The sequence below is a fragment of the Mycolicibacterium helvum genome (assembly GCF_010731895.1).
GTDB lineage: Bacteria > Actinomycetota > Actinomycetes > Mycobacteriales > Mycobacteriaceae > Mycobacterium > Mycobacterium helvum.
The window spans coordinates 3,441,107-3,455,684 of record NZ_AP022596.1 but is presented as its reverse complement, the minus strand read 5'-3'; the positions used below and the strand labels follow the sequence as shown (position 1 = coordinate 3,455,684).

Sequence of the window (14,578 nt, the reverse complement as noted above, 5' to 3'; positions counted from 1 at the left end):
GTCGTGGCCCTTCGCTCTGGCGCAACCGACACGCGCGCTGAAATGGTGGACGGCATGCTCACCGGTACCAAAGCCCAACACAGGGCAACCCTGTTGGCCGCGCGGCGCGCGGTTCCCGCCGCGACCCGGGCAGCCGAGGCGCGCGCGTTGACCGACCACCTTGGCGAGATCGTCGGTCCCGGCGACACCGTGTGCGCGTACCTGCCCGTGGGCGCAGAGCCAGGCTCGGCGCAGATGGTCGACCACCTTCGCGAGCTGTGCGCGCGAGTGCTGTTGCCGGTGACCCGTTCCGGCGCCGACGGTGAGCCGCTGGCCCTGCTGTGGGGCGTCTACGTGCCCGAAGCGCTGGTTGCGGCCCGGTTCGGTTTGCTCGAACCCGCCGAACCCTGGTTGCCGAGCTCGGCGGTGGCCGAGGCCGACATGGTGCTGGTTCCGGCATTGGCGGTGGACCGCAACGGAGTTCGGCTGGGGCGCGGCGGCGGGTTCTACGACCGCTCGTTGGCTCTGTGCAGACCCCGCGCCAAGCTCGTCGCGGTGGTCCGGGACGACGAGGTTGTCGATGAACTGCCAAGTGAGGCTCATGACGTTCGGATGACCCACGTCCTCACCCCTCACCACGGGCTGTTTGCGCTGGCCGACACGTTGTGAGGCCATCGGCTTACGATGCACCCGAGCGTTCCCCCTCGAATCCCTTTTGCCGCATTTCGTCACACCGCTCCCCCCGTGCGGTATTGGGGAATGATACGTGCCACATGGCGGTTCTAGCACTTGACACGATAGAGTGCTAAAGACCAAGTTTCGTCCCGGAGGTTCATGTGCCGACCTACAGCTACGCGTGCACCGAGTGCGACAACCGCTTCGATGCGGTGCAGGCGTTCACTGATGATGCGCTGACCAGCTGCCCGCAATGTTCCGGTCGGCTGCGCAAGCTGTTCAACTCGGTTGGCGTCGTGTTCAAGGGCAGCGGCTTCTACCGCACCGACAGCCGCGATGCGTCCAAGAACTCCAAGTCGGAATCGTCGTCGTCCTCGAGTTCCGAAAAGTCGTCGAGCTCGGAGAAATCGTCGGGTGCTAGCGACTCGTCGTCGAGCTCGTCGAGCGCGAGCACCCCGAGCAGCTCGGCACCGGCAGCTGCGGCCTCGAGCTAACGAGTCTCCTCGTCAAGACGCAACCCCAGTCGAATTGGGGTTTGCGTTGTCCCCGAACTCGACCGAATAGCCAAGTAATTCGCTGCTTTCGTCCTTGACCGGACGGATCAGAATTCTCGTCCTCGACCCGTTGGCTGTCCTTTCTTCGAGCGCCGGAAACTGCTCGTCGAGAAGGTCGGTTGCACGCAGCTCGGCGAAGGTCTCCGGCGTGAGCCCGATCAGCTCCCAGATGTGCCTGCCGGCGGCTTCGCCCCGACTGACCGCCATCGTCTGGTCAAAGGCCGTGCTCGAGGCCACGACGGTGCCGGTCGGATCCATGAAAGCGATCGCAGCGTCCGTCCCACACGCGTCGGAGAGCTGGTGGGCGCACAGTTCCAATGACGTCGGCGCCAACGTTTCGGCTTCGTCCACCGTCGACACGACGGCGGACAGGACTTCCGGGACGTGACTCGCCGGCGTCGGCCGACCGAACAGATAACCCTGTGCCAGCTTGCACCCCATGCCCCTGAGCAGATCGGCTTGCCGGGCAGACTCCACGCCTTCGGCCACAACGGCCAGCCCCAGGCTGTGGCCCAGTCCCACCACCGCGGCGACGATCTTGCGACTCTGACGGTGTTCGTGCATCGCCATGACGAAACTCGCATCGATCTTGATTTTGGAGAACGGCAAGGTGCTCAGCCAGGTCAAGCTTGAATAGCCGGTGCCAAAGTCGTCCATCGCTATGGTGCAGCCGAGGTTGATTAGCTTGTCGAGCGTCCGTCGCGGCTGGGTCAAGTCCTCGATGAAACCCGTCTCGGTGATCTCAATATGCACGCGGCTCAACGGAAATGACGCTTCCATCGCCGCCTTGGCGATCCTGCTCGCCAGCTCCGAATTACGCAGTTGCGTCGGCGAGACGTTGAAACCGAGGAACAGGTTGTGCGGCCAATCCGCTGCGATCAAAAAAGACGTGCTCATCAATTGATAAAGCAGGCGATCGAGCAGCCCGAAGCGATCGGCGATGGGGATGAATCGGTCCGGAGGGATGTAACCGCCGCGCGGATCATGCCACCTGGCAAGAACTTCGAACCCGAGCACCCGGCCATCGTCGAGGGACACGATCGGCTGAAAGAAGGGCTCCACGCCACCATTGGCCAGCGCGGACAAAAGGTTGCGCGCGAGAAGCTGATCAGCGTTCACAGCTGCGCCTCCTTCTCACCCACCCAGGCGCCGTAACTACTGCTAGGTAAGGTACAGGCAAGGCTATTCCAGGGCGAAGAAACTGCGAAAACGCGCTGTACGCAGCCTACTTGTCAACAGGTCGGAATGCGCGGCGAAGCCCTGACATCGGCTGCGCAACTACGGTGACCGCATGGCCGAGTCCCTCAATCCGACGTTACCGAGTCGAATTCGGCAGTTGTTACGACCCGACTTCACCCGGACAATGCTGGCGCGCCGCGTCGCGGCCGGCGGACTGGTCATTCTCGCCGGAATCGCCGCATTGCGGCCGGACCCGGGCGACCGGCGCACCGACGTAGTGGTGGCCGTCCACGACCTCAGTCCAGGGATGACGGTAACGTCCACCGACATCAAGATTGAAAAGCGTTCCGCCACAACAGTTCCCGATGGCGCCCAGACAGCGATCGACGCCGTTGTCGGTACCACTCTGGCCGGGCCGGCCCGCCGGGGAGAAGTGATCACCGATGTCAGAATGCTCGGCTCGCGCCTGGCAGGTCTCGCCGCCGGTCCCGACGCGCGAGTGGTGCCCCTTCACCTTGCCGACGCGGCGGTGCTCGACCTGATCAGGTCCGGTGACGTCGTCGACGTCATGGGCGCCGCGGACGCAGGCACCGACGCCAAGCCGATGCTGGTGGCCTCCGACGCCATCGTGGTGCTGGTTTCACCAAAGCAGAAGGCCGCAGGGGCCGGCGACGACCGAGTGGTGCTGGTGGCCCTGCCAGCCGTGGCTGCACACTCCTTAGCCGCGGCCACGCTGGTGCAGACCGTCACGTTGACAATCCACTGAACTAACCGGCCGGCGGCGGTGGCACCGGTGTTGCTGTGGCCGGCGGCTGGATCGCATCCATCACCATGTCGGCGATCTCATCAGATGACGAGGCGCTTGCCGGTCCGGGTGTCGGGGTGGGGCTTGGCGCCGCAGCAGCGTTACCGCCCGCCGCCGCACCGACCAGGACTGCGGCAGTGGCTGCGATCGCGGCCGCCCGGGACCACATCCACATGGTGATGTCCTTCCGCCCGCTGTTGATACCAACGTGTGCGGCCAAGCTAACAGGTCGACGGCTGAGCCGCCTTTCCCGTATTAACCTTCGAGGTCTCGGGGGCGCAGTCCCATTGACAAGCAAGGTCCAAGCGAAAGGGGCAACACTGTGTTGAAAGGATTCAAGGAGTTTCTCTCCCGCGGAAACATAGTCGATCTATCCGTGGCTGTGGTCATCGGTACCGCGTTCACCGCCGTGGTCACCAAGTTCACCGAAAGCATCATCCAGCCATTGATCGATCGCATCGGGGCGGGCAAGGACGCCGAATACGGCATCCTGCGGATCGGCATCGGCGGTGGGCAAGCCATCGATTTGAACATCCTGCTGTCGGCGTTGATCAACTTCGTTCTGGTGGCGGCCGTGGTGTATTTCTTCGTGGTCGCGCCCTACAACCGGCTGCGCAAGAAGGGCGAGATCGAGCAGGCCGCCGACACCGAGCTCAGCTTGCTGACCGAGATCCGAGATCTTTTGGCCGACGCAAGCGGAACGCCGAAAAAAGTCACCGGCCCGGGTACTGGCCCGAGCCCTGACACCGCAGAAACCACGAGCGCCGACAGAGACTGAAGGCGGCGCAGCACCACAACAAAGTGGCCCCCGGCTTGCGCCGGGGGCCACTTTGTTGTGGTGCTGAGGGAGTTAGTTCATGTTCCAGGGTTCGCCGTAGGTGGTGACGCTGTCACCGGCCTTGGAGATCAGCCGGGCGAACGGGCGCAGCAGCACACCGCCGGCGGCACCGGTGACGGTGCCGTGGGCGTTGGCCACGGCCACCGAGCCGTTGGGGCCCGAGACGTCCACCGAGAAGGTGGCGACTTCCTGGATACCGGGGCCGTTGCCCAGGTCAGCGCTGATCGAGACACCCGGGAACAGGTTCGGGGTGATCACCGATCCCAGCGGGTTGAAGCCCGTCGGGGAGAGGTTTGCATCGTCGAGCAGGATGTTGGGCGTGGTGTAGCTGAAGTTGATGCCCACACCCAGCGACCACGGGAAGCCGACCTGGTAGCCCAGCTCCAAGGTGCCCGCGAAGTCATCGGCGCCCGGGCCGACCACGCTGTAGACAGCCTTGCCGGAGTGGAACCACTCACGAGTCAGCCGGTTGCGGTCCAGGGGGAACACGCCATTGAGGAAGGTGTCCCACTGCTGAATCGTCATCGTGCGGCCACCGCCGTCGACCAGACTCAGCTCGTTATCCAAACCTGCGTGCGAGGTACCTGTCCCGACGAACAACGCCGCGACGGCGGCGATCATCGCCACCAGTACCCGACCGATTGCCTTCATGTTCTCCCTAGCTATGTCGACGGTGACCCGTGGGCTCACCGAGTGTGTGGTTCGTGCTCGGGTCCCAACATGCTGACACCGCACACGGCGTTAGGCAGCTGGATGAGAGTCCTCACACACCGCTCTTACGCTCTGCTCATCGTTGACAGGAGGAACATAACGGGATGGCATCTGGGCGGCAACGCATGGGCGCGCGGTGCGCCGAAACGGTGCTTGCGTGGGGAAGTTTGCTGGAAGGCCAACCGCGGTTAACCGGACGCCAGTGCCGCTTCGGCCGCGCGACCCTCATGATGGCTGCATCGCCAGCCCCCGCGGGCCCCGCCACCTGCCGATCATCAATGGTGGTGCGGTGGAACGTTATCCCTGAGCCACTGCTCGCGGTCAGCTGTGTCTCGATTGTCGCCTGGATCGCGTTCATCCGAGGACTCCTGAGGCAGTTCGATACCGAAGATCTTGTTAACTGCGGTTAGGTTTTGGCGCGAAGATCCCATCACGCGACCCCATAATTGTGACAAAGATCACAATCTTGATATTTGTGCAGTTCACAGGGTCTTAACACAAGCCCTCCAACCCCATTGTGGCGCTCTTAATTGACGGTACGCCGCCACATGCGACCACCGACATCACTCCTCACGGAGCTTGCTTAGATCTCCAGGCTGGAGAGCTGGCCGATGACGTGGGTCGCCAGCGGGTTCAGCGTTGCCATACCGTCACGAACCGCATAGCGCGAGCCGGCGATGTTGACGACCAGGGTGCTGCCGGAAATACCGGCCAGACCGCGCGACAGGCCTGCGTCGGTGATTCCCGCCGACAGCCCGGAGGCACGCAGTGCCTCGGCGATGCCGAGGAGCTCCCGATCGAGGATGGTCTTGGTGGCCTCCGGCGTCACGTCGCGCGGAGTGACACCGGTGCCACCGACCGACACCACCAAGTCGACACCACCGATGACAGCAGTGTTCAGCGCGTTACGAATCTCGACCTCATCAGCGGACACCACCACGACGCCGTCCACCACGAAGCCCGCCTCCGCGAGCAGCTCGGTGACCAACGGGCCGCTGTGGTCCTCCTCATCGCCGTGGGCCGTGCGGTCGTCGACGACGACGACCAGTGCGCGCCCCACCAGCTCCCCTGGCTGTTCCATGGATGTCACCGTATATCCGCCCGGCGACATCCTGGCAGTCGTGCTGGTCAACGTCATGGGATGTTCACCCACCACCCGGATCACTGGGCTGCCTTCCCGAGCGTGACCTGCACAGTGCGGGCGGAACCGGAGGGATCGGTGTAGGTCAGCGTCACCTGGTCGCCCGGCGCCCGCGATCGGACGGCGGCGACCAGCGCATCGGCGCTGCCGATCACGCGGTCGTTGACCTTGGTCACCACTACGCCAGTGGGCAGGCCCGCGGCCGCGGCCGCACCGCCCTTCGTGACGTCGACGATCTTCGCTCCATGGGTGGTGGTGTCATTGCTGACCTGGACCCCAAGCGAAGCGTGCGTGGCCGTGCCGGTGCTGATCAGTTCATCAGCGATCCGCTTGGCCTGGTCCACCGGAATGGCGAAGCCCAGCCCGATCGAACCGCTCTGGGCATCCGGAGAGTCCCCGCCGAGAGTGGCGATCGCCGAGTTCACACCCACCAGCTCGCCGTTCATGTTGACCAGCGCGCCACCAGAGTTTCCGGGATTGATCGCGGCGTCGGTCTGGATGGCGTCCAGCACGGTGTTCTGGTTGTTCGAGTCGCCGCCGGTGGCAACCGGGCGGTTCAGAGCGCTGACGATGCCGGTGGTGACGGTTCCTTCCAGGCCCAGCGGAGAACCGACCGCCACCACGTCCTGGCCGACCCGCAAGTTGGCCGACGAGCCCACGCTGATCGGAGTCAGGCCCGACACCCCCTGCGCCCGAACGACGGCGATATCGCTTGCCGGGTCGGTGCCGATCACCGTGAATGGCGCGGTACGACCATCGGCGAACGTCACGGTTGTCGTCGGGGCTCCGCCTGCCGGCGGAGCGGCTGGCCCGCCGGGGTTACCCGGTCCGCTCGGGCCGCCCGGGGCCAGCGGCGGCAGACCCGGAATAGCCGACGGCGCGGCAGGAGCGGGGCCGCCCCTGGCCGCGGCCACGACGTGGTTGTTGGTCAGGATCAGTCCGTCCGAGGACAGGATGATCCCCGAACCCTCCTCGGACTGGCGGCCGAACTCGGTCTCGAGCTTGACCACACTGGGGACCACTTTGGCGGCCACCTGCTCGACCGAACCCACCGGCAGATTTGCCGCCGGAACATTGGTCACCCCGTTCGGCCCGCCCTGCAGCACAGAACCGACCGGTTGCCGATCCGGCTGGGCAAGCAACACCACGGTGCCACCCACGCCCGCCGACACGACGGCGATCGCCAGGGCTCCTGCCATCAACGCCCCCACGCGCGAACGTCCACGCGGAGCCATCGCGGGCACGCCCGGTGCAGCAGCCGGATGTCCTTGTCGCACAGCCTGATACGGGTCATAGGGCTGGCGGTACTGCGCATGCTGTTGTTGGGTCGCATACCGCCAGTCATAGGGCTGCTGATAACCGGCCGGTCGGGGCTGCTGCGAATACCCTGGTGCCGCATGCTGATTCGGCCCAGGATGGCCGGGCTGCGGCCGCGGCGAGTACCTCGAGGGGTCGGTCATATCGTCAGATCGCTCTTTCTCGTCACGAGATGCACAAAACTGTTGAGTGAAGTTTGCCTTGCACTACTGAGAATCGACTGAGATAACACTCGGTACAGTCGGCGGTTTTTGCTGAGACGCCCCTCGATCACCGTTGATCTTGGCCATTCTGGCCGTGATTTCGCTCTCAGCTGAAGGGTCCGCATGCGTTGCCGCGGTGATCGGCAGGCCGGGCAAAAGGACGTAGAACGCCGTGCCCGGTGGCTGTCCGCCGGGCACCGTGTCCGCGATGCGGATCATCCCACCGTGTTTGACGACCACCTGTTTCACAATCGCCAAGCCGAGCCCCGATCCAGGCATCGCCCGCGCCGAGGTCGACCGGTAGAACCGCTCGAACACCAGGCCGCGTTCGGCAGGAGGAATTCCCGGCCCATAGTCGGACACCACGAGCTCGGCGTGGGCGGCGTCCACCTGACGCAATCGGACCCCGACATGGGCGCCCGACGGGCTCCACTTCGCTGCGTTGTCCAGCAGGTTGAGCACCGCCCGGGAAAGTCCGGCAGGGTCGCCGTACACCTGCCATCCGACGACGTCGACGTCGAACTGAACATCATTGCGGCGCCTGCGTGCCCGCTCCAGACTGCGCTCGACGACATCGCTCAGGTCGACCACCTCGTGCACCACCCCACCGGCGTCCTCACGCGTGAGATCGACCAAATCGCCTACGAGAGTGGATAATTCCTCGATCTGTGCGATCACATCGGTGCGCAGATCGACCATTTCGCCCTCCGGCAGCCGGGGGGCTCCGGGCTGCATCGAGGCCATCAGCAGTTCGACGTTGGTGCGCAACGACGTCAGTGGGGTGCGCAGCTCATGGCCGGCGTCGGCGACCAGCCGGGCCTGCCGCTCCCGCGACTCGGTCAACGCACGAAGCATCGTGTTGAACGTCTCGGTGAGCCTGGCAAGCTCGTCGCTGCCGAACACCGGAATGGGCCGTAGATCGTCGGTACGCGCCACCCGCTCGGCCGCCTCGGTGAGCCTGGCCACCGGCCTCAGGCCGGTCCGCGCCACCATCCCGCCGGCGATCGCGGCGACCACCACGCCGATGCCGCCGACCGCCAACAGCACCCATTTCAGCTTCGTCATCACCGCATTGGTGGGAGCCAGACTCTTCGAGATCAGCAACGAACTGCCGTTGGGCAAGTGCACGGCCAGCACCCGCTGGTTGGCCACCGTCCGGCGGGACATCAGCAACTCACCGCCGATGACGGATTTCTCCGGTTCACCGATCGGCAGCCGCTGGCCCTGCTGGTTTGCCGTGTAGATCGAGCGGCCCGGATTGACGAGCATCGCGTTGACGTCGGAATAGGCGGTGCCCTCGATGGCCTTTCCCGGGTCGGCCGCCAACGACCCGCTGGCGATCAGCAGGCCAGCCCTGCTCTGCAGCTGGTTATCGATATCGGTGTAGAGCGCGGCCGACACCACCGCATACACCGCGACCGCCATCAATACGACGACCATCGCCACCATGGACATCGCCAGCAGCATCACCCGCCATCGCAGCGATAGCGATGTCGTCGGTTCGTCGGGCGCCCGCCCACCTTGCGCGCGCCGCCACAGTCGTGCCATCAGGGCGGTGTCTCACGCAGCACGTAACCCACACCTCGCACGGTGTGGATCAGCCGCGGTTCTCCTTCTGCTTCCGTCTTTCGGCGTAGGTAACCGACGTAAACCTCCAGCGCATTGCCGGAGGTCGGAAAGTCGAAACCCCACACCTCTTCGAGGATCCGGCTGCGGGTCAGGACCCGTCGCGGATTGGCGATGAGCATCTCCAGCAGCGCGAACTCGGTGCGGGTCAGGCTGATGGCGCGTTTGCCGCGATGTACTTCACGGGTGACCGGGTCGAGCGTGAGGTCGCCGAACGTCATCACCGCCGAATCGGACTGGTCGTCGGGGCTGGTCCGGCGCAACAGCGCGCGCATCCGCGCCAGCAACTCTTCGAGGGCGAACGGCTTGGGAAGATAGTCGTCGGCGCCGGCGTCCAGGCCCGCCACCCGCTCGGACACTGAGTCACGGGCGGTCAGAACAAGGATCGGCAGATCGTCGCCGGTGCTGCGCAGCTGACGACAGACCTCGAGTCCGTCGAGCCGGGGCATCATCACGTCCAGCACCAGCGCGTCGGGGCGTTCGTTGGCGATCGCGTCGAGGGCTTCGACACCGTCCTGCGCCAGGTCTACGGAATACCCGTTGAAGGAAAGGGACCGGCGCAGGGACTCGCGCACCGCGCGATCATCATCAACGACAAGTATTCGCACAGCCACCAGTTTCAACCCAACGCCTGAGATAGGCCTGAGAGGCACGCCGCGCTAGCAGGCAATTCGCGACGGGCGAACGCTGTCAGCGCTTGTCGAGATCGATTAGTCCGAGCCGCGCGGCCTTGAGCAACCGACGGGGAACCTTGTGCAAACGGCCGGCGACGGAAACGTTGACCAGACCAGTGGCTTCGGTCTTCCACTGCGCGCGCCGACTGCGGGTGTTCGACCGCGACATTCTGCGCTTGGGCACAGCCATGACGTGCTTCTCCTTGATCAGGGGTGGCGCCGTGCAGAGAACAACACATGCCGGCGGCCAACAGTTGCGCTTCAGGATAGCCGCTCACCTGTGTCGGCTCCAAAACGTCCCGGCGGCCTGCGCTGACGCCCTCACCCCTTGACTCGGGACCGCAACTCGCCAGTAACCTACCAGTTGGTTGGTCGGCGGGCAGGAGCGGAGCGACTGGGGGATTGGAATCGTCGAAGGGAAGACAGCGCGCGTGGCAAATGCGGTGCGGATCGGCAACTGTTCAGGCTTTTACGGTGACCGCATCGCCGCGATGCGCGAGATGCTCACGGGCGGCGAGCTCGATTATCTGACCGGCGATTATCTGGCCGAGCTCACCATGCTGATTCTGGGCCGCGACAAGATGAAGCATCCCGAGCGCGGGTACGCCAAGACCTTCCTGACCCAGCTCGAGGAATGCCTCGGATTGGCCCACGACCGGGGTGTGCGCATCGTCGCCAACGCCGGCGGCCTGAATCCGGCCGGCCTGGCCGACGCCGTCCGCGAGCTCGCCGATCGGCTCGGCATCCCAGCACAGGTCGCCCACGTCGAAGGCGACGACCTTCTCCCCCGCGCTGACGAGCTTGGATTGGGGACGCCGCTGACCGCCAACGCCTATCTCGGCGCGTGGGGTGTCGCGAAGTGCCTGCAGGCCGGCGCCGACGTCGTCGTCACGGGCCGGGTCACCGACGCGTCCCTCGTGGTGGGTCCGGCCGCGGCGCATTTCGGGTGGGGCCGCGACGACTACCACCAGCTCGCCGGCGCGGTCGTGGCCGGACACGTCATCGAGTGCGGTGTGCAGGCCACCGGCGGCAACTACTCCTTCTTCACCGAGATCGCCGACCTAGGCCACGCCGGCTTCCCGCTTGCGGAAATCCACGCCGACGGCTCGTCGGTGATCACCAAGCATCCCGGCAGCGGCGGCCAGGTGAGCGTGGGCACCGTGACCGCGCAACTCCTCTACGAGATCGGCGGTCCGCGCTACGCGAACCCCGATGTCACCGCCCGCTTCGACACCATCGCGCTGGCCGCCGACGGTCCCGACCGCGTCCGCATCAGCGGTGTGTGCGGAGAGCCGCCGCCGCCGTCGTTGAAGGTGTCACTGAACAGCATCGGAGGATTCCGCAACGCGGTTACGTTCGTGCTCACCGGCTTGGACATCGAGGCCAAGGCCGCATTGGTGCGCGACCAGCTGGAGTCGGCGCTACGAGAGAAGCCCGCCGAGCTGGGGTGGACGCTGGCGCGGACCGACCACATCGACGCCGACACCGAGGAAACCGCCAGCGCCCTGCTGAGCTGTGTCGTGCGCGATCCCGATCCCAAGAAGGTCGGCCGCCAGTTCTCCTCGGCTGCAGTCGAACTCGCACTGGCCTCCTATCCCGGATTCACCTCCACCGCGCCGCCGGGCGACGGTCAGGTCTACGGAGTCTTCACCGCCGGCTACGTGCCGGCGGTCGAGGTCTCGCAGGTCGCCGTGCGGCCCGACGGGACCCGCGCCGACATCGACGTGGCCACCACCACCCGCGAGCTGTCCGACGTCCCAGCGCCCCCACTGCCGCAAGCCCCTGCTCTCGGGCCGACCCGACGGCTGCCGCTCGGCACGGTCGCCGGGGCCCGCAGCGGCGACAAGGGCGGGGCGGCCAACGTCGGCGTGTGGGTGCGCACCGACGAGCAGTGGCGTTGGTTGGCACACACGCTGACAGTCGATGGCTTGCGCGAATTACTACCGGAGACCAAGGATCTCCCGGTGTCCCGATATCTGCTTCCGAACCTGCGGGCCGTGAACTTCGTCATCGAAGGCATTCTCGGGCAGGGCGTGGCCTACCAGGCCCGGTTCGATCCGCAGGCCAAAGGACTTGGCGAATGGCTGCGCAGCCGGCACATCGACATCCCGGAAGCGATCCTGCCGTGAGCATCTGGACCACCCCCGAACGCCAGCAGCTGCGAAAGACCGTGCGCAGCTTCGCCGAACGCGAGATCCGTCCCCATATCGAGGAGTGGGAGCGCGCCGGCGAGCTGCCCCGCGATCTGCACCGGCGGGCCGCCGCCGCTGGCCTGCTCGGCGCCGAGCTACCGGAATCTGTCGGCGGCGGCGGCGGTGACGCCGCAGACGCACTGATCATCTGCGAAGAACTGCATGAAGCCGGCACTCCCGGTGGGGTTTTCGCCTCACTGTTCACCTGCGGTATCGCGGTGCCGCACATGGTCGCTGCCGGTGACGAACGGCTGATCGAGAAGTTCGTACGACCGACGCTGCGTGGTGAGCTGATCGGCGCCCTGGCCATCACCGAGCCGGGTGGCGGTTCCGACGTCGGTCACCTGACGACGACGGCGACGCGCGTCGGGGACGAATACGTCGTCAATGGCGCCAAGACCTACATCACGTCGGGTGTGCGCGCTGACTACGTCGTGACCGCCGTGCGCACCGGCGGCACCGAGCATCCCGGGGCATCCGGGGTGTCGCTGCTCGTCGTGGAGAAGGGCACACCCGGATTTGACGTCACCCGCAGGCTGTCCAAGATGGGCTGGCGGTCCTCGGACACCGCCGAGCTCTCCTACAGCGAGGCCCGAGTGCCTGCGCCCAATCTGGTCGGCACCGAGAACACCGGCTTCGCCCAGATCGCGCAGGCTTTCGTGTCTGAACGCATTGGCCTTGCGGCGCAGGCATATTCGTCGGCGCAACGCTGTCTGGACCTGACGGTGCAATGGTGCCGGGACCGCGAGACGTTCGGACGTCCGCTGATCTCCCGGCAGTCGGTGCAGAACACGCTGGCCGAGATGACCCGCCGGATCGACGTGGCGCGGGTGTACTCGCGCAATGTGGTGGAGCGCCAGCTCTCAGGTGAGATGGATTTGATCGCTGCGGTGTGCTTCGCCAAGAACACCGCAGTGGAGACCGGCGAATGGGTGGCCCACCAGGCCGTGCAACTGTTCGGAGGGATGGGCTACATGAGCGAATGCGAAGTCGAACGCCAATACCGGGATATGCGGATCCTGGGTATCGGCGGCGGAACCACTGAAATCCTCACCGGCCTGGCCGCCAAGGCACTTGGATACCAGGCATGAGTCAGCTGCGCAGCACCCTCGACCCGAAATCGCCCACGTATGTCGAGGCGGCGCAGGCCATGGTGGAAAAGCTCGCCGAGATCGATGGCGAACTGGCGAAGGCACTGGCCGGTGGTGGCCCCAAATACGTGGACCGGCATCACAGTCGTGGCAAGCTCACCGCCCGCGAACGCATCGAACTACTGGTCGACCCGGATTCGCCGTTCCTGGAACTGTGCCCACTGGCGGCCTACGGCAGCGACTTCCAGGTCGGCGCCAGTCTGGTGACCGGCATCGGGGTGGTGGAGGGCGTCGAATGTCTGCTGATCGCCAACGATCCCACGGTCAAGGGCGGCACCAGTAACCCCTGGACACTGAAGAAAATCCTGCGGGCCAACCAGGTCGCATTCTCCAACCGGCTGCCCGTGATCTCTCTGGTCGAGTCCGGCGGTGCCGATCTGCCCACCCAGAAGGAGATTTTCATCCCGGGTGGGCAGATGTTCCGGGACCTGACCCGGCTCTCTGCCGCAGGTATCCCCACGATCGCGCTGGTGTTCGGAAACTCCACCGCCGGCGGCGCCTATATCCCAGGGATGTCCGATCACGTCGTGATGATCAAGGAACGGTCGAAGGTCTTTCTGGCCGGTCCCCCGCTGGTCAAGATGGCCACCGGCGAGGAGGCCGACGACGAATCCCTCGGTGGGGCCGAAATGCACGCCAGGGTATCGGGTTTGGCCGACTACTTCGCCGCCGACGAGCTCGATGCCATCCGCATCGGGCGTCGTATCGTGGCCCGGCTGAACTGGACCAAACAGGGTCCCACGCCCCGAACGGTGATCCCGCCGCTTGCCGACCCCGACGAGTTGCTGGGTATCGTCTCAGCTGATCTGCGAATCCCGTTCGATCCCCGCGAGGTGATCGCCCGCATCGTCGACGGCTCCGACTTCGACGAGTTCAAGGCGATGTATGGGGCCTCGCTGGTCACCGGCTGGGCCACCCTGCACGGCTATCCGGTGGGCATCCTGGCCAACGCCCGCGGTGTGCTGTTCAGCGAGGAGTCCCAGAAGGCGACCCAGTTCATCCAGCTGGCCAACCGGTCCAACACACCGTTGTTGTTCCTGCACAACACGACTGGCTACATGGTGGGGAAGGCCTACGAGGAAGGCGGGATGATCAAGCACGGCTCGATGATGATCAATGCCGTGTCCAACTCGCGGGTCCCCCACATCTCCCTGCTGATCGGCGCGTCCTATGGCGCCGGCCACTACGGGATGTGCGGCCGTGCCTACGATCCCCGATTCCTGTTCGCCTGGCCCAGCGCCAAGTCCGCGGTGATGGGCGGCGCCCAGCTGGCGGGCGTCCTGTCGATCGTCAACCGCGCGGCCACCGAGGCCCGCGGCGGCATCGTGGACGACGCCGCTGACGCCGCACTGCGAGCCGCGGTCGAGGCGCAGATCGAGGCCGAATCGCTACCAATGTTCCTGTCCGGGCGGCTCTACGACGACGGGGTGATCGATCCCCGCGACACCCGCACCGTGCTTGGAATGTGCTTGTCCGCCATAGCCAATGCACCGATCGAGGGGACGTCGAACTTCGGCGTCTTCCGGATGTGAA

General features: G+C 65.5%; 15 protein-coding genes. 7 read left to right on the top strand and 8 right to left on the bottom strand.

Annotated features, from left to right (window positions below):
- Window positions 1-54: 54 nt before the first annotated feature.
- Complete coding sequence (locus G6N38_RS16260; protein WP_163749155.1) at window positions 55-648, top strand: 5-formyltetrahydrofolate cyclo-ligase; 594 nt, start codon at window positions 55-57, stop codon at window positions 646-648.
- A 167-nt stretch (window positions 649-815) separates the two neighbouring features.
- Window positions 816-1,148, top strand: coding sequence for an FmdB family zinc ribbon protein (locus tag G6N38_RS16255; RefSeq protein WP_163749154.1), 333 nt, complete (start codon window positions 816-818; stop codon window positions 1,146-1,148).
- Between the two features lie 12 nt (window positions 1,149-1,160).
- On the opposite strand, the gene G6N38_RS16250 is transcribed toward G6N38_RS16255, so the two are convergent.
- Window positions 1,161-2,327, bottom strand: coding sequence for a sensor domain-containing phosphodiesterase (locus tag G6N38_RS16250; RefSeq protein ID WP_163749153.1), 1,167 nt, complete (start codon window positions 2,325-2,327; stop codon window positions 1,161-1,163).
- Between the two features lie 172 nt (window positions 2,328-2,499).
- On the opposite strand from G6N38_RS16250, the gene G6N38_RS16245 reads away from it, so the two are divergent.
- Complete coding sequence (locus G6N38_RS16245; protein ID WP_163749152.1) at window positions 2,500-3,153, top strand: SAF domain-containing protein; 654 nt, start codon at window positions 2,500-2,502, stop codon at window positions 3,151-3,153.
- A 1-nt stretch (window position 3,154) separates the two neighbouring features.
- Here G6N38_RS16245 and G6N38_RS16240 read toward each other — a convergent pair whose 3' ends face one another.
- The gene (locus tag G6N38_RS16240; protein ID WP_246227246.1) at window positions 3,155-3,412 is read right to left on the bottom strand and encodes a hypothetical protein; all 258 of its coding nucleotides are present in this window, start codon (window positions 3,410-3,412) and stop codon (window positions 3,155-3,157) included.
- 102 nt (window positions 3,413-3,514) lie between these two features.
- On the opposite strand from G6N38_RS16240, the gene mscL reads away from it, so the two are divergent.
- On the top strand, window positions 3,515-3,970 hold the full coding sequence (mscL, locus tag G6N38_RS16235) for a large-conductance mechanosensitive channel protein MscL (protein WP_163749151.1): 456 nt from the start codon (window positions 3,515-3,517) through the stop codon (window positions 3,968-3,970).
- 72 nt (window positions 3,971-4,042) lie between these two features.
- Here the strand turns inward: mscL and G6N38_RS16230 are convergent, their stop codons facing one another.
- From G6N38_RS16230 to rpmF, 6 genes are all read right to left on the bottom strand, one after another.
- The gene (locus G6N38_RS16230) at window positions 4,043-4,681 is read right to left on the bottom strand and encodes a porin MspA (protein WP_163749150.1); all 639 of its coding nucleotides are present in this window, start codon (window positions 4,679-4,681) and stop codon (window positions 4,043-4,045) included.
- Between the two features lie 643 nt (window positions 4,682-5,324).
- Window positions 5,325-5,879: a MogA/MoaB family molybdenum cofactor biosynthesis protein gene (locus tag G6N38_RS16225; RefSeq protein ID WP_163749149.1), complete on the bottom strand. Its 555-nt coding sequence runs from the start codon at window positions 5,877-5,879 to the stop codon at window positions 5,325-5,327.
- 23 nt (window positions 5,880-5,902) lie between these two features.
- Window positions 5,903-7,342: a S1C family serine protease gene (locus tag G6N38_RS16220; protein ID WP_163749148.1), complete on the bottom strand. Its 1,440-nt coding sequence runs from the start codon at window positions 7,340-7,342 to the stop codon at window positions 5,903-5,905.
- 63 nt (window positions 7,343-7,405) lie between these two features.
- Window positions 7,406-8,950, bottom strand: coding sequence for a HAMP domain-containing sensor histidine kinase (locus tag G6N38_RS16215; RefSeq protein ID WP_163749147.1), 1,545 nt, complete (start codon window positions 8,948-8,950; stop codon window positions 7,406-7,408).
- Window positions 8,950-9,636, bottom strand: a complete 687-nt coding sequence (locus G6N38_RS16210; protein WP_163749146.1) for a response regulator transcription factor — start codon at window positions 9,634-9,636, stop codon at window positions 8,950-8,952. Before G6N38_RS16210 ends, G6N38_RS16215 begins: the two co-directional genes overlap by 1 nt.
- Before the next feature lie 82 nt (window positions 9,637-9,718).
- Complete coding sequence (gene rpmF, locus G6N38_RS16205; RefSeq protein WP_163694852.1) at window positions 9,719-9,892, bottom strand: 50S ribosomal protein L32; 174 nt, start codon at window positions 9,890-9,892, stop codon at window positions 9,719-9,721.
- Window positions 9,893-10,145: 253 nt separating this feature from the next.
- On the opposite strand from rpmF, the gene G6N38_RS16200 reads away from it, so the two are divergent.
- Genes G6N38_RS16200 through G6N38_RS16190 form a run of 3 tightly spaced genes read left to right on the top strand, consistent with a single transcriptional unit; the run spans window position 10,146 to window position 14,577 of the window.
- On the top strand, window positions 10,146-11,831 hold the full coding sequence (locus G6N38_RS16200; RefSeq protein WP_163752048.1) for an acyclic terpene utilization AtuA family protein: 1,686 nt from the start codon (window positions 10,146-10,148) through the stop codon (window positions 11,829-11,831).
- Complete coding sequence (locus G6N38_RS16195; protein WP_163749143.1) at window positions 11,828-12,985, top strand: acyl-CoA dehydrogenase family protein; 1,158 nt, start codon at window positions 11,828-11,830, stop codon at window positions 12,983-12,985. Before G6N38_RS16200 ends, G6N38_RS16195 begins: the two co-directional genes overlap by 4 nt.
- Window positions 12,982-14,577 (top strand): acyl-CoA carboxylase subunit beta, encoded by a 1,596-nt coding sequence (locus tag G6N38_RS16190; protein ID WP_163749141.1) that lies wholly within the window; start codon window positions 12,982-12,984, stop codon window positions 14,575-14,577. Before G6N38_RS16195 ends, G6N38_RS16190 begins: the two co-directional genes overlap by 4 nt.
- Window position 14,578: the final 1 nt, after the last annotated feature.

What these genes read in the sequence shown, in the direction of transcription:
- G6N38_RS16260 (WP_163749155.1), top strand. Translation starts at nt 55, where the DNA reads ATGCTCACCGGTACCAAAGCCCAACACAGGGCAACCCTGTTGGCCGCG.
- G6N38_RS16245 (WP_163749152.1), top strand. Translation starts at nt 2,500, where the DNA reads ATGGCCGAGTCCCTCAATCCGACGTTACCGAGTCGAATTCGGCAGTTG.
- G6N38_RS16230 (WP_163749150.1), bottom strand. Translation starts at nt 4,681, where the DNA reads ATGAAGGCAATCGGTCGGGTACTGGTGGCGATGATCGCCGCCGTCGCG.
- G6N38_RS16225 (WP_163749149.1), bottom strand. Translation starts at nt 5,879, where the DNA reads ATGACGTTGACCAGCACGACTGCCAGGATGTCGCCGGGCGGATATACG.
- G6N38_RS16220 (WP_163749148.1), bottom strand. Translation starts at nt 7,342, where the DNA reads ATGACCGACCCCTCGAGGTACTCGCCGCGGCCGCAGCCCGGCCATCCT.
- G6N38_RS16215 (WP_163749147.1), bottom strand. Translation starts at nt 8,950, where the DNA reads ATGGCACGACTGTGGCGGCGCGCGCAAGGTGGGCGGGCGCCCGACGAA.
- rpmF (WP_163694852.1), bottom strand. Translation starts at nt 9,892, where the DNA reads ATGGCTGTGCCCAAGCGCAGAATGTCGCGGTCGAACACCCGCAGTCGG.
- G6N38_RS16190 (WP_163749141.1), top strand. Translation starts at nt 12,982, where the DNA reads ATGAGTCAGCTGCGCAGCACCCTCGACCCGAAATCGCCCACGTATGTC.